Origin of the sequence: Bacillus cereus group sp. BfR-BA-01453 (assembly GCF_022662915.1) — a bacterium.
Lineage (GTDB): Bacteria > Bacillota > Bacilli > Bacillales > Bacillaceae_G > Bacillus_A > Bacillus_A paranthracis.
On record NZ_JAKUEN010000010.1, the window covers coordinates 120,311 to 139,949 of the forward strand.

Consider the following 19,639-nt stretch of genomic DNA (forward strand, 5'->3'; position numbering starts at 1 on the left):
GATGCATATTCTCCCTTGAAATGAAAAACATATATAGCAGAATATCTCTATTAGGGGGCTTACTATGAAATTTATTACTTTTTTCGTAGGACTTATCGTTGTTTTCTTCCTTGCTTATATTGCTAGTAACAATAAAAAACATATTAAATTGAAACCTATTTTCATCATGCTTATTATACAGTTAATTTTAACCTATTTATTATTAAATACAGAATTTGGCCTCATACTTATTCGGGTCATTTCTAGTCTGTTTACAGAGCTACTCGAGTATGCTGCTGATGGTATAAACTTCGTATTTGGCGGCCTTGCCAATAAAGGTGAAATGCCATTTTTCCTTACTGTCTTATTACCAATTGTCTTCATTTCCGTCTTAATTGGTATATTGCAACATTTCAAAATACTACCATTTCTCATTCGTTGGATTGGTTACTTCCTTAGCAAAATAAATGGTCTTGGGAAATTAGAGTCTTACAATGCTATCGCATCTGCCATTGTCGGCCAATCAGAAGTTTTTATTACGGTCAAAAAACAATTAGCTCAAATTCCAAAACACCGTCTTTATACACTTTGTGCATCTGCCATGTCAACTGTATCTATGTCTATCGTAGGTGCCTATATGACAATGATCGAACCTAAATATGTAGTAACCGCACTCGTTCTCAATTTATTTAGCGGCTTTATTATCGTACTTATCATTAACCCTTACGACGTGAGGGATGACGAAGATATTTTAGAAATAAAAGGCGAAAAGCAAAGCTTTTTTGAAATGCTTGGAGAGTACATTCTAGATGGCTTTCGAGTAGCTATCGTTGTCGGTGCTATGCTTATCGGATTCGTCGCATTAATGAGCTGCATTAATGATCTATTCCTCATTATATTCGGCATTACTTTCCAGCAATTAATCGGCTACGTCTTTGCACCAATTGCGTTTCTTATCGGTGTACCAAGTTCTGAAATTGTCACAGCTGGTAGCATTATGGCAACGAAGCTTGTAACGAATGAATTTGTAGCCATGATGGATCTTAGTAAAATTTCTAATAGCCTTTCTCCTCGTACAGTTGGTATTATTTCTGTCTTCCTCGTCTCTTTTGCCAACTTTTCTTCTATCGGCATTATTTCAGGTGCGGTAAAAGGATTAAACGAAGAACAAGGAAACGTCGTTGCCAGATTTGGCCTTAAATTACTATACGGAGCAACTCTCGTTAGCATTTTATCTGCAATTATCGTAAGCATTATGTTGTAATTAGGTAAAATTTTATCATTTTCTTCTCCCTATCTTTTGTATACAATAACGAATAGATGTCTTTATAAATAATCAAGACATCTATTTTTTATACATGTACAATCGCTTTTATTTAGCGTACAATATTTTTTATGTGTTTAAATGCGCTTCTAGATGTATATACTTTGATAGTTTTAAAGGAGAAAAAATGATGAAATCCGATATGAATAAAGATACTCGAGCCAAAAAAGGACGCTCAAAGAAAAAACGCCTACTTTGGTTCCTGCTTATTCCATTACTGGTTGTAGCACTTGGAGCCGGAGGCTATTCCTTCCATATATACAGTAAAGCAAAGTCTGTGTTAAGTAATGCCTATTCTGAACTGGGCCGTGGGGATAAATCCAGCAAACGTGAAAAAGCCGTTAAACCTATGACTGATAACATTTCTGTACTCATTATGGGAGTTGATGAAAGTGAAATCAGGGACAAAAATTACGGAAAAGCAACTCGTACAGATGCACTATTACTTGCCACAATTAATAAAAACGATAAATCTGTTAAGCTTGTCAGTATTCCACGTGATTCACGTGTATACATTAAATCACGTGATAAATACGATAAAATTACACATGCGCACGTATTCGGTGGTGTAGATAGCACGATTGATACGGTAGAGAACTTTTTAGATGTTCCAGTTGACTACTATGTAAAATTCAACTTTAAATCCTTTATCAAAATTGTCGATTCCCTTGGTGGAATTACTGTAGATGTTCCAGTGGAGTTCACAGAACAAAATAGTAAAGATGAAGCAGATGCTGTTCACCTTAAAAAGGGACGTCAACATTTAAATGGAGAGGAAGCACTGGCACTAGCAAGAACTCGTCATATCGATAGTGATTATATGCGCGGTCAACGACAACAACTTGTTTTAGAAGCTATCGCTCAAAAAGCACTATCACTTAATTCCATTAATAAGATCGGTGGTCTATTAGACGCTGTCGATAAAGACTTAAAAACAAATTTAACTTTTGATGATATGATGACAATTGCAAAAAATTCAATGGGTTCAAACTTAAAAATGGACAAATTGCAAGTAGAAGGTACTGATAAATATATAGGTGGTATTTATTATTACGTTCCAAATGAAAAAAGCGTCAATAATATATCGACAACACTACAAGAACATCTCGGTGTTACGAATAAAAATGAACATAAAAAATTATAATAAAAAGGCTGCTAGAATTTTCTAGACAGCCTTTTTATTATAATTTTCAACATATTTTTCATGCATATTGTGACAAAAAGAGACAATTATTACAACAGTGTAACATTTTTTATAAAAACATTACACACATAGTGAAAATAATAGTATACTAGTACGTACATAATGTTATTTTCATCATTTTTATACAAAAAATGTAATACATATATTTATACAAAAATTTCTGGGGGGAAATAAATGAAGCTAAGTAAAATACTGATCGGTTCTGCAATTGCTGGAGGCATATTACTTTGTGTAGGCGGTGTTAGTGGATATCAATATGTATCCAAACTAAATAATCAATTAGATACTACTGCATTACCAAATACTACATTTGAAGGTATTTCTCTCGACGGAAAAAATAAAAAAGATATTCAAGCCATTATTAATCAAAAAATAACTGAACTAGATCAAAAATCACTTACGTACATATTCCAAAATGATAAACAAACTTACACATGGAAAGATTTAGGGATAAATTATAAAGAAAAAGATATTATCGACAAAATCTTTAAAGAACAAGAAGGCAACGCAATAAATCGTTACAAAATGCGGAAGCAGGCTGAAAACGGTGAATTAAAACGTAACTATAAATTAACACCTCAATTAAATACAACTGCTTATGAAAGCTTTATGAAGGATAAATATAATGAAACATTAAAAAATCCTGTTAATGCAGAATTAAGTATTGAAGGCACTACAGTAAATATTAGCCAAAGTCAAAATGGAGAAAAAATCGATAAAGGAAAGCTAACTGATTTAACGAAACAGGCCATTACTTCTGGCACACCTGACATTACGTTACCAGTTACACTATTAAAACCTGAACGCTCTACAGAAGATATACAGAAAATGGGGATTAAAGAAGTAATCGCTGAATATTCGACTCCAATGGCTGGTCGTAACGGGAATCAATCCTTTAACGTAAATAAGTCAGCTAATACTTTAAGTGGCGTTATTGTCGCACCTGATGAAACGTTTAGTTTTAATGGCCGCGTTGGCGTAACGGATGCTGCACATGGTTATAAATCCGCAGCCGTATATTCACAAGGTAAGGTTATACAAAGTGCAGGCGGAGGCGTTTGCCAAGTTAGTAGTACTTTATATAGCGCAGCTTTAAGAGCAGATTTAGGAATTGTTTCTCGAAGCAATCATTCTATGCCCGTAAATTATTTACCACTTGGGCAAGATGCAGCAGTGGCAGATTATGGTCCGGATTTAAAATTTAAAAACAATACAGGCAATCATATTTATATTCAAGCATTTTCAAATGGAGGTAGTATTACTACACGTATTTTTGGTACAAATACTGGTAAAAATGTTGAAGTTTCTTCTCAAGTAATTAGTAGAACTAATGATAAAATAACAGCAGTTACGTATAAAAAAGTAACACAAAACGGTGAAGTAATATCTAATGGCCAAATTTCAAGAAGCGTATATAAAAGTGCTCCAAAACAATAAGACCCCATTAAAAGAACACATTTCAAAAACAAAAAAGGCGTGAGTAAATCACGCCTTTTTCTTTTGCAATAATACTAAAAAGGTTGTAAGATGATCTTTCGTTTCTTCTAAAGACCACATACGATTTCCTTGCTTCGCAGCTAATACGCACGCCTCTTCCCAAGCATCCTTTTTCTTCATATATAATAATTCATCACGTAATTTCAAAACAATTTCTTCGTCTTCTTGCTCTATAAACTCTTCCATCACGCCTACTATTTCATCTTCATGGATACTTAACGTACAATACGATTTGAAAAAATATTGTAATGTCGTATACATATTTACTCCCCCTTCTTATTTATCAGATGGATAAGAAGTAATGATCTTATATCCTAAATCTCCTGACTTATCTCTCGCTAAAACAGTAACGGTTTTTACTAACTTGTCTTTTACATTCATATTTTTCTTTATTACCGTTTTTCCAACCGGGAATGAATGTGTTGTATTTAATACGAGACGAGCCTCTTTAGAATTTTTTAACCAATCTTGAATTTCCTTATTATGCTGCTTCAAACTATCTTTTACAGCTTTCGTCGCTGTTTCCTTGTCATAGTATGTACTTGCTGCTGATACTTTATCTGTCTTCAAGCGATTCTTCAAATCCTCTTCTGATTTACCGACATGTCTTTCAATCGTGTGACCATTTTTAGGTGGCCCTTCCATTTCGTCTAAAATATTATCACTAATTTTTTCTACTGATGTCGATTGATTCCCTGTTTGTTTCTCTGTTTTTTGTTCTTTTCCTGCACATCCACTTAAGATCAGTATTAATGCCAATAAACTACTCAAGAAAAGACTACTTATTCGTTTCATCATATCACCTCTTTCATGATTATTATCGTAACTTCACTAAAAGTCAATTTCACACCGAAAAAACATATGCATTTTTCAAATTCCTCATCTACTTTTCATAAAACCGCTATTTTTGACCTTTTATAAATATACCCCTATATTTTCATAATTATTTCCCGAGTTTAAACACCTATAAAAACACCAAATAAATCCTTTAAATAAAGGGTTTATTTGGTGTTTTTTAAGTCACTGAAATATACCCCTTATCACATATACCCAATACCTATATAAGGTATATTAATGGTGTTTTATCAACGTTTTCTACATTATGTAAATTTGCACTTGCCTATACAATGGAAATATGGTGTAATGCAAAAAAAGATAAAGGATTTTAAACAATGGCTGAAACAATTCAAAACTTCTTAACAGACTATTATTCAATCGCAATTCCACTTAGTATCTTAATCAACATAGTCATTAGCCTTTTAGGTGTTATCCCTAGTATTTTTTTGACCGCTATTAACATACAGCTCTTTGGTGTAACAAATGGAACCCTTATTTCGATCGCAGGTGAGGCATTAGGGGCTATTATCTCGTTTTATATTTATCGTATAGGCCTTCAGAAATTCACTCACAGCAAAGTAAATAAGTACCCAAAGGTAGAACGCCTACTTTATGTAGAAGGTAGAGAGGCCTTTCTACTCGTTCTATCGTTTCGATTCATACCTTTCATCCCATCAAGTATCGTGACTTTATTTGCCGCTCTAGGCAAAATGTCATTACTATCCTTCAGTATTGCCAGTACGATAGGGAAAATACCGGCTTTGTTAATCGAAGTATATTCGGCCTATCGTGTTATGAACGGAACAAATGAAGCGAAGTGGATTGTGACAATCGCAGGTTGTATCGGATTATATTATTTGTGGAAAAAATGGAGAAAAAAATAAAGAAGGAGCATAGGCTCCTTCTTTATTTTTGAGGTATTTTCTTAATAGCTACCCTTTAAATCCTTAGTTAATACCAACTGCACTAAATGATTGCTTAACCGCATTTACTTCAGCAGAATTCGCACCATATAAATCAGCTGCAGCTTGTACTGCGCCAGCACGCGCTTGACTAAATGTAGTAGATTGCGTGAAATATTGTGTGTTTGCACGGTAATAGATTGCACCTAGCTTATCTTTACCAATACCAGTTACAGTTACACCGTAATGCGTACCGCCATTTGCTAATAAATAAGCTTGTTTGTTAATGATACCACTGTTTGTATGAACCCCACCGTTATCACTAGTACCAGTGTAACGCTTAGAATAATGATCTGGATCACCATATTTCGTTGGATCACTCATAGAGCGAAGTGCATCTCCTGCTTTACCAGGCGTATAAATATCTTCACCAATTTCCCAATCTGGGTTACGGTTATCATAGAATTCTACTAAAGTACCAAAAACATCTGAAATAGCTTCATTTAATGCTCCTGATTCATTTTGATAAATTAAATCTGAGCTATACTCTGTAACAGCATGCGTTAATTCATGTCCGATTACATCAATTCCACCAGACAATGAAGTGAATGTTACACCATCACCATCTCCGTATACCATTTGTGATCCGTTCCAGAATGCATTGTTATACTTACTTCCGTAATGAACTGTTGATTTTAATGGTGCTCCTGCATCATTAATAGAATTTCTATTAAAAGTAGCTTTATAGTAATCATATGTTTTACCTGCATAGTAATGAGCATCTACCGCTGCTGCATCATACGCTGCATTGAAAACATTATCTGCATCTACCCATAAAGTTCCTGGCAATGTAGTACGATTTTTCGCATCATATGTGAAAATCGTTGCTCCGCGCGTATTATCTTGTAAGTAGTAAGATGAGCTAGATAACGTTGTATTAAGCGACTTCGTATCTCCTAATACACCTTTACCAGTACCCACTGCATTTGTTCCTGTTACAGGCTTTACAGCTGGTTTCGCTTCCTGTTTAGGTGCCTCTTGCTTAACTGGTGACTTATCTTCATTTGCTACATGATCAAGTTTATTATATTTATTTAACACTTTACCGCTGTCTGCTTCAATGAAATAGTAGTAGTTTCCTGGACTTGGGTCTAAGAAGTTTAAATTTACAACGTATGCATATGTTGTTTCCTCACCGTTTTGATATACATATAAGTCCGCTTTTGGTTCTACCTCATATTTAGGTGTAATCCCTAAATCTTTTTGCGCAATTTCAATTGCTTTTGCGCCTTCGATCTTATTTTTATTTTTCAATTTTTCTTTTTTGTCTAAATCAGGCGCAACTGTTCCAGACAATACTTTTAAAGAACCATCTTTACTTACATGAGCTACTTGCGTAGACCCCCATACAGGTACTCCTTCGTATACTTGTTGCAAACGTAATACTGTTGAATCAGTTACAGCATCTTTCTTCGCTTGTTTCACCTTGAAAGAATCTTGCGCACTCTTTTCCCCTAACTTATAATCACCTTTTGCTGCATTTAAGTAATCAAACACAACAGATTCTGCTTTCTTACCAGTTGCTTCAGTTAAATCCCCAGAAACAAACTCAGGTGACTGTACTGTCTCATTGTACTTCTTCGTAGAGAGCACATTTTTAGAATCCGCAAATGCAGAGCCTGTCCCTCCAAATGTTGTAACTGCCATTCCTGTCGCTAACACTAACGCTAAACTTTTCTTTTTCATGAACCTTCCCCCTAATAAAATTTTTTTGAAAAAGAGTAGTTTCATATTAGCATTATGTTTTCACTATTAATATACTAAAAATTCAATTAATTTATTTCTCAAGTTTTGTAGAATTTTGGGGAACAAATATTGAAAAACCCCTTTCCGGTTGGAAAGGGGTTCTTATTAAGAATTTATTACTTCTATTACTTGTTTAGCTTGACCATACATATCTCCAGTCCAAGCATATTGAGGTTCTAACACTACTAATATAGCCACCAATGCTAATGCACCAAAAATCATTTTTTTCATATTCATCTTCCTCCCTTTTCTTCTAATAAATTAATAGTTAGTCTATAATATCGATTACTTTCTTGGAATTCTAATACTTCCTCATGATATTTTGCTAATTCTAAATATACCTTTTTTAAATCTTTTTTATTTTCCTCTTGCTTAAAAAATGTTAAAGCTTCTGTTTCTAAAAACTTTTTATACACCTCCTTCTCTTCAAAATATTTATATTGAAGTATTAAAAGTGTATATAACATACTTTTATACTTCTCATCTCTTTTCGCAACTTCTATCCCTTTATTAATCCACTCTTTTACTTCCTCAAATTGCTTCAATTCAATACATTGCAATGCAATCTCATATACAGCATCAATGTAATCTAAATCTTCTTCCTTCTTGTATTGTAAACATTGTAAATAATACTCTTTCGCTTTTGCATAATCCTTTAAATGGTAATGTAAATATCCCATGTTATTTAGAGCAATCGCTGTTATGTTATCTTTATCCGCAAAAGAATTAGCTTCTCTTAAAATATTTCTATAAATTCCTAAAGCTTCGTTATATTGTTTTTTCTGTATATAACTTAACCCTATCAATAACTGGCAATTAATCACATGACGAAATTTATATTCATTCTTAAAGCCTTCCATAGCTAAATGAGCAAAATGTAAAGCCATATGTTCTATTTCTAATTCATTATAAACGAGAGCTAAATTATAATAGATCCCAGTTTCATAATAGCCTTGTTCTTTCGCCATCACTTCAGTTTGAACTAAATAATCTAGGGCCGTTTTATATTTATGCTGTAAAAAATAATATAGACCTTTACTATACGTATATAATAATTTCTGGAATGGCGAATACTTTTTGTACATCTTTTTTAAGCTCTCTAATTCTTCTTCAACAGCAGGAAAATCTCGTTTCATAATTAAATAACGCGTATAAAGCAGTTTATAATAATTTATAATTTCAAAATCCAAAACATGCTTCATTTCACCTTGTAATTCTTCATATATGCGCTCTACTTGTGGCTTGTCCAAATGAACTAATGCGTTTAACCATTCATCCAGCTTCCCCTTCACATCTTCTTCTACATCCCTCAAATCCGTCACGGCAATTTCTAATCTTGCGCAGAGCAATTGTAGAATCTCTTCTGATGCTTCGATCTTTCCATTTTCGATTTTACTTAAGTATGAGACAGAACAAATGCCCTGACATAATTCTTCTTGTGTCATTTTTTGCTGTAGCCGTTTGTAAAAGACTTGTTTGCCTATTTTTTCTAATGTTTGTTGCATTGTCCTCCTCCATTCTCATTTACCCCCATTACTTTAATAATACATAAAATCTTGAGAAATATAAATTGATAAATGTTAATTTTCTAAAAAATATGCAATATTTCATTTTTTTCCCTCTTGACTCTTCTTTCATATCCATTCTTTGCTACGAGCGGTGAAAAATTGGTATACTATAACCAAATTATGGAGGTGTTTTCGCGATGACTTATTATAAAGACGATAGCTATGCCTTACATACAGATTTATATCAAATTAATATGGCTTATACATATTGGAAAGATGGTATTCACAATCGCCGCTCGGTGTTTGATTTATACTTTCGAAAGCTTCCATTCGAGAACGGTTATGCTGTTTTTGCTGGCCTTGAAAAAATTGTAGAGTACATAGAAAACTTCAGCTTTACCGAAAGTGATATCGCTTATTTAGCAGAATTACAATTTGAAGAAGAATTCCTTCAGTATTTAAAAAATATGAAATTCACTGGGACAGTTCGAAGTATGCAAGAAGGTGAAGTTGTATTTAATAACGAGCCTTTATTACGTGTTGATGCACCACTCGGCGAAGCACAAATTATTGAAACTGCCCTGTTAAACATTGTGAATTACCAAACATTAATTGCAACGAAAGCAGCTCGTATGAAGCACGCTGCAAATAACGATGAACTTTTAGAGTTCGGCACAAGACGTGCCCACGAGTTCGATGCAGCCCTTTGGGGTACACGTGCTGCCTTTATCGGTGGTTTCTCATCTACGAGTAACGTACGGGCCGGGAAGCGCTTCGGAATACCCGTAGCCGGCACACACGCTCACTCTTTCGTTCAAGCATATCGCGATGAATATGTCGCATTTAAAAAGTACGCTGAAACTCATAAAAAATGCGTCTTTCTCGTTGATACATACGACACTTTAAAATCAGGTGTTCCAAATGCAATTCGCGTCGCGAAAGAGTTTGGAGATCGTATCGATTTTTATGGCATTCGCCTTGATAGTGGTGATATGGCTTATTTATCAAAAAAAGCAAGAAAGCTATTAGATGAAGCTGGGTTTACAAATACAAAAATTATTGCTTCTAGCGATTTAGATGAATACACCATTATGCATTTGAAATCTCAAGGAGCAAAAATTGATGTATGGGGCGTTGGAACAAAATTGATTACCTCCTTTGAGCAACCAGCTTTAGGAGCTGTTTATAAACTCGTTGCGATTGAAGATACTGATGGAAAATTAAATGATACAATTAAAATTTCATCTAATCCGGAAAAAATTACGACTCCAGGACTGAAACGAATTTATCGCATTATCAATCGAGTTAATGATCATGCAGAAGGCGATTATATTGCATTAGATTATGAAGAACCAGGAAAAGAAGAACGCTTAAAAATGTTTCACCCTGTTCACACTTATATAAGTAAATTTGTAACAAACTTTGAAGCGCGTGAACTGCATAAAGACATTTTCGTTAACGGTGAAAGAACATATGAACTACCAGGCATATTAGATATTCAAAAATATAATGAACAAAGTCTCGCACTATTTTGGGAAGAATATATGCGAACTTTAAATCCTGAAGAATACCCTGTCGATTTAAGTCAAGAATGCTGGGATCATAAAATGAATTACATTCAAACTGTTCGAGAACAAGTTGAAAAAAATATACAAAAATAAAGTGAAACTTTAATCAGTGGGGGTTTTCTTCATCCCCACACTGATTATTAGTTGAACCAATCGGACTTTTATGGGCAGTTGATCCCCTACCTAAATTCTTTGCTTTCGCTAAATTTTGAGGTGGGGGTCTTACTGCCCAATAAAGCGGGATAAAACAGAGAAGCTGCCCTTCTCTGTTTTTTTCAATGCTATATATCTTTGTAAAAAATATATTAAAATAACAAGACAAATATTTTTCATTTGTAAATTTTAATATTACGTTATTTATTTTCAAAATAATATTTGTTATTATTTTATTGAGTCAATTTCAACAGAATAACCTAAAAAAGAGGACGCAGGTTGCGTCCTCTTTTTTATAAATCTTTCACTCTTAGTACACGCATTGCATTTAACACTGCCAGTAGTGTTACACCAACATCTGAGAAAACAGCTTCCCACATTGTTGCAATACCGAAAGCACCGAGTAGTAAAACTAATCCTTTTACCCCTAATGCAAAGATAATATTTTGCCACACAATGCGTCGTGTACGTTTTGCAATGTTTACAGCTGTTGCAATTTTTGATGGCTCATCAGTCATAATAACGATATCTGCCGCTTCAATTGCTGCATCTGATCCTAAACCACCCATCGCAATACCAACATCGGCTCTCGCTAATACCGGTGTATCATTAATACCATCACCAACGAAAGCAACTTTTTCTTTTCCATGCTTCGCTGCATCAATTTTTTCAATCTCTTCTACTTTTTGTTGCGGTAATAGTTCTGCGTGAACTTCATCTAAACCTAATTCTTTACCAACAGCTTCACCAACTGGTTTTGCATCACCAGTTAACATGACTGTCTTCTTAATACCTAGTTCTTTTAACTTTTGAATTGCTTGTTTTGAATCTTCTTTTACCTCATCAGAGATAACAATATAACCTGCATATTTTCCATCTACAGCAACGTGAACTAATGTACCTACTGTTTCTGGTTGCTTAAATGTAATGTTCTCTTTTCTCATTAATTTAGCATTACCTGCAAAAATTTCTTTTCCTTGTACTTTTACGACTGTACCGTGACCAGAAATTTCGTTATAATCATCGATCATTTTTTCATCAACTGATTTTCCATATGCATTTCGAATCGATTGTGCAATTGGATGGTTAGAATACACTTCAGCAAATGCTGCATACTCTAATAATTCTTCATTTGTAATACCTTCGCTCGGTTCCATTTTTGTAACTTTGAAGACACCTTTTGTTAATGTACCTGTTTTATCAAAAACAATATATTTCACATCATTTAAAGCTTCTAAATAGTTACTCCCTTTTACTAACACACCACTTTTAGATGCACCACCGATACCTCCAAAGAATCCAAGAGGAATAGATACAACTAACGCACACGGACAAGAAATTACTAAGAACACTAAAGCTCTATAAATCCAATCCGAGAATGTAGCTCCTTCTAAAATAAGTGGTGGAATAAACGCCATGATCGCTGCTGTAATTACTACAACTGGAGTGTAGTAACGCGCGAACTTCGTAATAAAGTTTTCTGTTGGCGCTTTTTTACTGCTTGCATTTTGAACTAAATCTAAAATTTTTGATACAGTTGATTCACCAAATTCTTTTGTAACTTCAATTGTTAATACACCATTTTGGTTCACAAAACCACTTAATACATCATTTCCAATTTCAACTTCACGTGGTACAGATTCACCAGTCAATGCTGAAGTATCTACCATTGATGTTCCTTCAACTACTTTTCCGTCTAACGGTACTTTCTCACCAGGTTTCACGATAATATAATCGCCGATTTGTACATCTTCTGGTGATACTTGTTTCGTTTCATTTCCAATCTTTACATTTGCGTAATCAGGACGAATATCCATTAATGAAGTAATTGATTTTCGAGAACGGTTTACGGCAATACTTTGGAATAGTTCTCCTACTTGATAGAATAACATTACTGCAACCGCTTCTGGGTATTGTTGAATTGCGAAAGCTCCTAGTGTTGCAATTGCCATTAAGAAGTTCTCATCAAACACTTGGCCACGAGTTATGTTTCTTACTGCTCTCCAAACGATATCTCCACCAATTAATACATACGCAAGGACGAATAACGGAATTGTGATCATTTGTGGTAAGCCAGCTAATGCAGCAATTGCTGTCAAAATTCCGCCAACCACTAATCGTCCTACCATCTTTTTCACATTTGCTTCTCCATGATCGTGACTATGTCCATGGTCATGACCACCCTTTTCTTCACGAACAACTTTCACATCTGGTTCTAACTTTTGAACGACATTTGTTATATTGGCTACAGTCGTTTCTAATTCTCTTTTATTCGCTACTTCAACTCGTAATTTCTTTGATACAAAATCAACAGTTGCTGCTGAAACCGTCGGCATTTCCTTAACTTTATTTTCAATCTTCATCGCACAATTTGCGCAATCTAAACCTTCTAATATAAACACTTCTTTTGCCATTTTTGTGTTTTTTTCTTCTTGTACTTTAATGTGCGGTTCTAATTTTGTAACAAGTTGTTTTGCTTCTGTAACAACTTCGCTTTCTTTATTTTGCGCTGTTTCTAAAACCATTGTTTTTGTCGCGAAATTTACAGAGCAAGAATTTACTCCTTCTATATTCCCAACGCCTTTTTCAATTTTCATTGCACAGTTTGCACAATCTAAACCTTCTAACATCAGTTTCTTTTTCACTAATGCTTCAGCCATCGTTCTCCCTCCTTGCGTTCTATTTATTCTTCCTCGTTTACGTGTTCAAACGCTTGCTCGAAGATATGAATTACGTGTTGGTCAGCTAACGAATAATAAACGACCTTTCCTTCTTTACGATTCTTTACAAGTTTCGCTTGCTTTAACACACGAAGCTGATGTGAAATAGATGATTGTGTCATTCCTAATAAATACGCTAAATCACAAACACACATTTCAGCTTCAAATAACGCATGTAATATTCTTGTACGTGTACGATCGCCTAATACTTTAAATAATTCTGCTACTTTACTTAAACTTTCATCCGTTGGAATTGTTTGTTTTACTTGATCAACAACTTCTTCATGAATTATCGTTTGAGAACATGTCTCTTGTGGTGTTTCTACTTTATTTCCAGCCATTATAGCTCACCTCTTTATTTGAACATATGAACAATCATTCATATATCTTATACCTTTATTATATGAGCGCCCATTCATATGTGTCAATGAAATCTCATACATTTTTTTGAACATTTCGTTCACATTTTAAAAAGATCTACACATATTTTCCGCATCCATTACATTCTCATACAAAAAAGAATATACACTTTACACAAAAGAAAAAGCCTTGCGCGTTCCCTAGACGCACAAGGCTTACTATACTTATATCCCTTTTAACTAAGCTTTTAATTAGCTTGTTCTAAATTATCCTGCGAACTTCCATCGTCTTTTAAATGACTATGTTTTTTCGAATAAACAAAGTATACAACTACTCCAATTGCTAACCAAATACCGAAGTAGATCCATGTTGTTAATGGTAGGTTAAACATTAAGAATAGACAACATGCGATTGAAATAAGCGGTAGCGTTGGTACAAGTGGTACCATAAAGCCACGTTTTAAGTTCGGATGTGTTTTACGAAGAATAATAACTGACACACCTACCATCGCAAATGTTAACAATGCTCCAATATTCGCTAAATTCGACAATTCTTTTAAATCGATAAATCCAGCAATTAAAGCACTGCCAATACCTGTTAACCAAGTTGAGAATACTGGTGCTTCTGTCTTTTTATTAATTTTCGCAAATGATTTTGGTAATAAACCATCACGGCTCATCGCGAAGAATACACGTGTCGTTGCATAAATGTAAGCAAAGATTACAGCCATAATACCAATTACAGCTCCAACTGCGATTACACCCGCTACTTTATCTTGTCCTACAACTTCTAACACATATGCCATAGCTTCTGGTACATCTAATTCTTTATAAGAAACCATACCTGTCATAACGAGACATACTACAACATAAATAATTGTACAAATAACTAACGAAGCAATAATACCAATCGGTAAATCACGTTGTGGATTTTTTACTTCTTCAGCAGAAGTTGCTAATGCATCAAATCCTAAGAAAGCAAAGAATACTGCTGCTCCGCCGGCAAAGATTCCGCTAATACCGTATGGTGCAAATGGTGTCCAGTTTTCTGGTTGTACGTAGAACGCACCAACTGCAATGAATAAAATAACAATACCAATTTTAATTAATACCATTATGTTATTCACACGCTTACTTTCTTTCGTACCTCTTGATAGTAACCAAGTTAAAACTAATGTAATGACTACTGCTGGTAAATTCACGATCCCACCTTGTGATGGAATCTTTAACAACTCTGTTGGAATTTCTAATCCGAATCCACTCACTAAGTTATTAAAATAACCTGTCCATCCACCTGCTACTGCGGCAGTTGTTACGACATATACAGATAGTAATGTCCATCCCATTAGATGGGCAATAAACTCACCAATCGTCGCATATGAATATGTGTACACACTACCTGAAACCGGAAGTGTAGATGCAACTTCTGCATAACACAACGCTGCAAATCCACAAACAATCGCTGCAATCATGAATGAAAAGATAACTGCTGGACCAGCATCTCTTGCTGCTACTAATCCTGTTAATACTAGTACTCCTGTACCAATTATCGCACCAATCCCTAGCATTGTTAGGTCAAATGCCCCTAGCGTTTTCGTTAAAGTTTTACTTTTACTTTCCCCTAACAATTGCGTAACGGATTTCTTTTTAAATAGGTTGGCCACGATGTATGCCCCCTTTTGCCAAGAAGAGCTAAGAGATATTCACTCTTAGCTCTTATCATGTTGGTTTATATATTGTTCGATTTTGTTTTGTATAATGCTTGTATTAGCAAGATACTGTTTCTGCTTCTAATAATTCTTTAGCACCTTTGTACTCTACACCGTGAGCTTCTGCAACTGCTTCGAATGTTACATAGCCATCTAATGTGTTAATACCTTTTAGTAATGCAGAGTTGCCTAAGCAAGCTTCTTTGTAGCCTTTGTTAGCAATTTGTACTGCGTATGGTACTGTTACGTTTGTTAATGCAAGAGTTGATGTACGTGGAACCGCACCTGGCATGTTTGCAACTGCATAATGAACAACGCCGTGTTTTTCGTAAGTTGGGTTATCATGAGTTGTAATACGGTCAGTTGTTTCGAAAATACCACCTTGGTCAATCGCGATATCTACAACAACAGAACCTGGTTCCATTGATTTAATCATTTCTTCTGTTACAAGTTTTGGCGCTTTTGCACCTGGGATTAATACTGCACCGATTACAAGATCAGACTCTTTTACAGCTTCTGCAATATTGTACGGATTAGACATTAAAGTTTTTACTTGGTTTCCGAAAATGTCATCTAATTGACGAAGACGTTCTGCACTTAAGTCGATGATTGTTACATCCGCACCTAGTCCAACTGCAATTTTAGCAGCATTTGTACCAGCTTGTCCACCACCGATGATTGTTACTTTACCACGTTTAACCCCTGGAACACCTGCAAGTAAAATTCCTTTACCGCCTTTGTTCTTCTCAAGGAATTGTGCACCAATTTGTGCAGCCATACGACCAGCTACTTCACTCATAGGTGCAAGTAATGGTAGAGAACGGTTTTCTAATTGTACTGTTTCATATGCAATAGAAACAACTTTCTTTTCGATTAATGCTTTTGTTAATTCTGGTTCTGGAGCTAAGTGTAAGTATGTGAATAAAATTAAACCTTCGCTGAAGTGTTTGTATTCGCTTTCAATTGGTTCCTTAACTTTCATAACCATTTCCATGTTCCAAGCTTCTTCAGCTGTATCAACAATTTTCGCTCCTGCTTCAACATACTGAGCATCTGTGAAACCAGATCCTAAACCTGCACCCTTTTGAATGAATACTTCGTGATTGTTACGAATTAAATGTACAACACCTGCTGGTGTCATTGCCACACGGTTTTCGTTGTTTTTAATTTCTGCTGGTACCCCAATACGCATAATGAAATGCCCCCTTATAATTAACAGAAAAAAGAAAGTCTTTTTTCTTTTTGTAATAATTAATAACTTATGTCCTTATTCTAGCATAACTTAAAAGTTATGAAAACGCTAACATACTACATTTTTAAAGTTTATATATTTAGAATAGTGTAAATATATAAAACATTGATTCTATTAGCCTCTTTGTTCCATCTCATTATCTATCACTCTATTTTTATTATACTCCTTTAAAATAAGCAGCAATCATTTATTATTCGACAATAATGTAACAATGTAAGAAATACCAATGATGCCGTATACATATACAGTTATTAATTTACACAATACTTTAGAGATATATTCTTTTTGTAAAAAAACAGCTGCAGGCATTTAGCCAGCAGCTGGGTAACTTATAAATAACTTGGAAAATAAATCATCTGTTGTTTCCGTAATTTTATCAAACAGATCACTTTCTTCCTCTTCTTGCTCTTTTAACATCTTAATTGTTTCACGTGCCGATTCAGGGTAATCGGTAATGATACCATCTACGTTTAACTTATAATATCCCTTTAAACTTTCCATATCATTTACTGTCCATACGTAAATTGGCTTGTTTAACTTCCTTGCTTCTCTTACTAACTTCTTATTTAACATATATTCTTCCGCTACATAAAAATCAGCTTTCACATTCTTTAAGTTAGCTCTACTTGCATATAGTATATATCCGACTTTTATATCTGAATTTGCACGCTTAAACTCTTTAATAAGCGGGTAATGTAACGTTTGAATAACACATTGCTTCTCAAATTCATTATCTTTAATCGTTTTTAATACTTTGTTTACAAAGTCTTTTTCGCCCCCATGAAGCTTCACTTCAATATTGAGTTTGATTTTTCCCTTTGCCAACTTAATGATTTCATCCAGCGTACTGATTTGTCCTGAAAAACCATCTTGACTAAGGGTAAGCTGCCTTAACTCTTCCATCGTTAAATCCGAAACATGAACATTAGCATTGGCAAGACGTTTCAACTTCAAATCATGTATAACTGCTAGTTCACCGTCTTTCGTTTGTAGTACATCAATTTCAGCGTAGTCTGCTTTCGCATCAATAGCTCCCTGCACAGCTTCTTTCGTATTTTCTACACCTTTTGAAATATAACCGCGATGAGCCATAATAATCGGTTCTTTATATGTGTTTGTAATAAAGGTCACAATGAAAGCAACAACCATTCCAGCCGTAATAATTCCTACAATATATACACCAATAAATTTCCAACGATGTTTTTGGAAGAAACATTTATCTGCCTTCGTCTTTGAATAATCTAATCCTTCTTCTAATAAAACATCTTCGACTGGAACCTTTTGTAAATACAATCTTGTTAACGCCATAATATAGAACGGCGTCATAATAAAGCTAAATAGATACAATGTACTTGTTAGGAAAACTGAAATAGTTGACTCTGCTAGTAGTGCAAATGTCCCTTCTGGGTTTGTAAATTCATATACTCCCCACAGACAAAGTAAATAAACTCCTACACATAAAAGAAAAACAATTCCTACAGATATGAAAAAACCTACTAAAAAGAACAAAACTTTAAAGAAGCTTTCTTTTACTAAGTTTGCGCTTTTGCTTGCTGCCGTACGGAACGGCTTCTCCTCTAAAACAATAATAGGTAAAACAAAAATCCAACGAAGGTTCAAATAGGCAACTACAGCAAAGAAAGTATAATATCCAACTTGCCCCATTGTTGTCTTAAATAGTTCACCTGTAATAAAATTAGGAATTTGAATTTCAGGAATCAATGCAGATTTATATCCCATACTTAATAGTGGTAATAGTACAACTGCATACAAAACAAAGCCAGGTAAGCAATATGTAAACAGAGAAGGTAAATACGTTACTGTTTTATATAAAATTGGACGTAATCTCACCTTTTGCCTTTTATGAGCGAAGTACGAAATGATAATAAGTACTGCAAACTCTGTAAAAATCAGGAACAATGCCAATATAGATAAAATTACAATCGCCAAAATTCCGTATGGTGTTTTCAAAAATGCTAATAACTCGTCATTTGTTGCGTTTGCATACCCACCAAAGTACAACAACTTATTGAAAATAATACCAAAGAGCGGGATAAACACAATCGCTGCTAACAATTTATAAGCAAGTTGGAATGTTAACACATTCCAAAAGGCAAATCTAACAGTTTGAAAGGAATGTCTCATTACTCCTGGTATAGATAGTTTTTTACGGTGTTGCATATATTCCTCCACATTCTAAAACGATATTTGAGATGGATTCCACATTTCCAGTTCTAATCCATCCCTTTAATAATAATATATTCCGCTTAACATGAACACTCTTATACATATAATGAAAAAAGTGATGGCTATTTCCCATCACTTTTTCACTTACTCTATTTTTTCTCTAACCCTTGTCCAAATGCTTTCAAAAAGCTAAAACCGAATGTAATGGCTCTATTGATATCTGGATCTTTTAACACTTTAAAGAAATCCATCACTTTTGTTTTTTTACCACTCTTTAATTCATCTGTTGCAAATTGCAATCCAGTGACTAAACTCGATGTGATTTGCTTTGTTACTTCTGGGTCAACTGAGGACAGTGCTTCCCCCGCCCCCATCATGTTGTTAAGTGCATTTTTAACTGGTTCACGATTTAATTGCTCCACAGCGATTTTTGAAACATCTTCCTTCGCAGCAAGTAAACTAATCGCCGCATCTAATATTCCAGCCTTCTGTAACTGCGCTAACAGCTGCATCGTTTCTTCTACTGCTTCACGATTATTAGATAGCTCATTTAGAAGTTCATCTGCTACTTGCTGTTTCTGTTCTTCCTCTGTTACAACTTTCTTTTTAATTAAAGTAATTTCTTTCGCCACTA

Annotated in this window: 16 protein-coding genes; 5 read left to right on the plus strand and 11 right to left on the minus strand. The window is 34.5% G+C overall.

Annotated features, from left to right (window positions below; all coding sequences use genetic code 11):
* Positions 1-64 precede the first annotated feature (64 nt).
* The 3 genes from MR070_RS19100 to MR070_RS19110 all read left to right on the plus strand — a co-directional run bounded on the left by MR070_RS19100 (position 65) and on the right by MR070_RS19110 (position 3,944).
* Positions 65-1,243 carry a NupC/NupG family nucleoside CNT transporter gene (locus MR070_RS19100; protein ID WP_242261812.1) on the plus strand — a complete coding sequence of 393 codons (1,179 nt, stop codon included), beginning with the start codon at positions 65-67 and terminating at the stop codon, positions 1,241-1,243.
* A 187-nt stretch (positions 1,244-1,430) separates the two neighbouring features.
* Complete coding sequence (locus MR070_RS19105; RefSeq protein ID WP_044791402.1) at positions 1,431-2,447, plus strand: LCP family protein; 1,017 nt, start codon at positions 1,431-1,433, stop codon at positions 2,445-2,447.
* Between the two features lie 234 nt (positions 2,448-2,681).
* Complete coding sequence (locus MR070_RS19110) at positions 2,682-3,944, plus strand: VanW family protein (protein ID WP_242261813.1); 1,263 nt, start codon at positions 2,682-2,684, stop codon at positions 3,942-3,944.
* A 48-nt stretch (positions 3,945-3,992) separates the two neighbouring features.
* Here MR070_RS19110 and MR070_RS19115 read toward each other — a convergent pair whose 3' ends face one another.
* Together MR070_RS19115 and MR070_RS19120 are read right to left on the minus strand one after the other, a co-directional pair.
* Complete coding sequence (locus MR070_RS19115; RefSeq protein ID WP_070805192.1) at positions 3,993-4,265, minus strand: hypothetical protein; 273 nt, start codon at positions 4,263-4,265, stop codon at positions 3,993-3,995.
* Positions 4,266-4,280: 15 nt separating this feature from the next.
* Positions 4,281-4,799 carry an RNase A-like domain-containing lipoprotein gene (locus MR070_RS19120; RefSeq protein WP_242261814.1) on the minus strand — a complete coding sequence of 173 codons (519 nt, stop codon included), beginning with the start codon at positions 4,797-4,799 and terminating at the stop codon, positions 4,281-4,283.
* Between the two features lie 377 nt (positions 4,800-5,176).
* Between MR070_RS19120 and MR070_RS19125 the strand changes: the two genes are divergently transcribed.
* A complete protein-coding gene (locus MR070_RS19125) occupies positions 5,177-5,725 on the plus strand; it encodes a TVP38/TMEM64 family protein (protein WP_242261815.1) in 549 nt (182 codons plus the stop codon).
* Positions 5,726-5,788: 63 nt separating this feature from the next.
* Here the strand turns inward: MR070_RS19125 and MR070_RS19130 are convergent, their stop codons facing one another.
* The 3 genes from MR070_RS19130 to MR070_RS19140 form a co-directional block, all read right to left on the minus strand.
* A complete protein-coding gene (locus tag MR070_RS19130) occupies positions 5,789-7,489 on the minus strand; it encodes a M4 family metallopeptidase (protein ID WP_242261816.1) in 1,701 nt (566 codons plus the stop codon).
* 165 nt (positions 7,490-7,654) lie between these two features.
* Positions 7,655-7,780: an NprX family peptide pheromone gene (locus MR070_RS19135; protein WP_242261817.1), complete on the minus strand. Its 126-nt coding sequence runs from the start codon at positions 7,778-7,780 to the stop codon at positions 7,655-7,657.
* 2 nt (positions 7,781-7,782) lie between these two features.
* A complete protein-coding gene (locus tag MR070_RS19140; RefSeq protein ID WP_242261818.1) occupies positions 7,783-9,054 on the minus strand; it encodes a helix-turn-helix domain-containing protein in 1,272 nt (423 codons plus the stop codon).
* Between the two features lie 200 nt (positions 9,055-9,254).
* On the opposite strand from MR070_RS19140, the gene MR070_RS19145 reads away from it, so the two are divergent.
* Positions 9,255-10,718 carry a nicotinate phosphoribosyltransferase gene (locus MR070_RS19145; protein WP_242261819.1) on the plus strand — a complete coding sequence of 488 codons (1,464 nt, stop codon included), beginning with the start codon at positions 9,255-9,257 and terminating at the stop codon, positions 10,716-10,718.
* A 353-nt stretch (positions 10,719-11,071) separates the two neighbouring features.
* On the opposite strand, the gene MR070_RS19150 is transcribed toward MR070_RS19145, so the two are convergent.
* The 6 genes from MR070_RS19150 to MR070_RS19175 form a co-directional block, all read right to left on the minus strand.
* Positions 11,072-13,438, minus strand: coding sequence for a heavy metal translocating P-type ATPase (locus tag MR070_RS19150; protein ID WP_000796591.1), 2,367 nt, complete (start codon positions 13,436-13,438; stop codon positions 11,072-11,074).
* Positions 13,439-13,461: 23 nt separating this feature from the next.
* Positions 13,462-13,839, minus strand: a complete 378-nt coding sequence (locus tag MR070_RS19155) for an ArsR/SmtB family transcription factor (RefSeq protein WP_000918377.1) — start codon at positions 13,837-13,839, stop codon at positions 13,462-13,464.
* Between the two features lie 266 nt (positions 13,840-14,105).
* Entirely contained in the window at positions 14,106-15,521 is a 1,416-nt protein-coding gene (locus MR070_RS19160; protein ID WP_001284877.1) for an amino acid permease, read from the minus strand.
* Positions 15,522-15,624: 103 nt separating this feature from the next.
* The gene (gene ald, locus MR070_RS19165; protein WP_001219742.1) at positions 15,625-16,758 is read right to left on the minus strand and encodes an alanine dehydrogenase; all 1,134 of its coding nucleotides are present in this window, start codon (positions 16,756-16,758) and stop codon (positions 15,625-15,627) included.
* 369 nt (positions 16,759-17,127) lie between these two features.
* Positions 17,128-18,999 (minus strand): glycerophosphoryl diester phosphodiesterase membrane domain-containing protein, encoded by a 1,872-nt coding sequence (locus MR070_RS19170; RefSeq protein WP_001164722.1) that lies wholly within the window; start codon positions 18,997-18,999, stop codon positions 17,128-17,130.
* Positions 19,000-19,154: 155 nt separating this feature from the next.
* Positions 19,155-19,637 carry a helical membrane plugin domain-containing protein gene (locus tag MR070_RS19175; RefSeq protein WP_001040528.1) on the minus strand — a complete coding sequence of 161 codons (483 nt, stop codon included), beginning with the start codon at positions 19,635-19,637 and terminating at the stop codon, positions 19,155-19,157.
* Between the last annotated feature and the right edge of the window lie 2 nt (positions 19,638-19,639).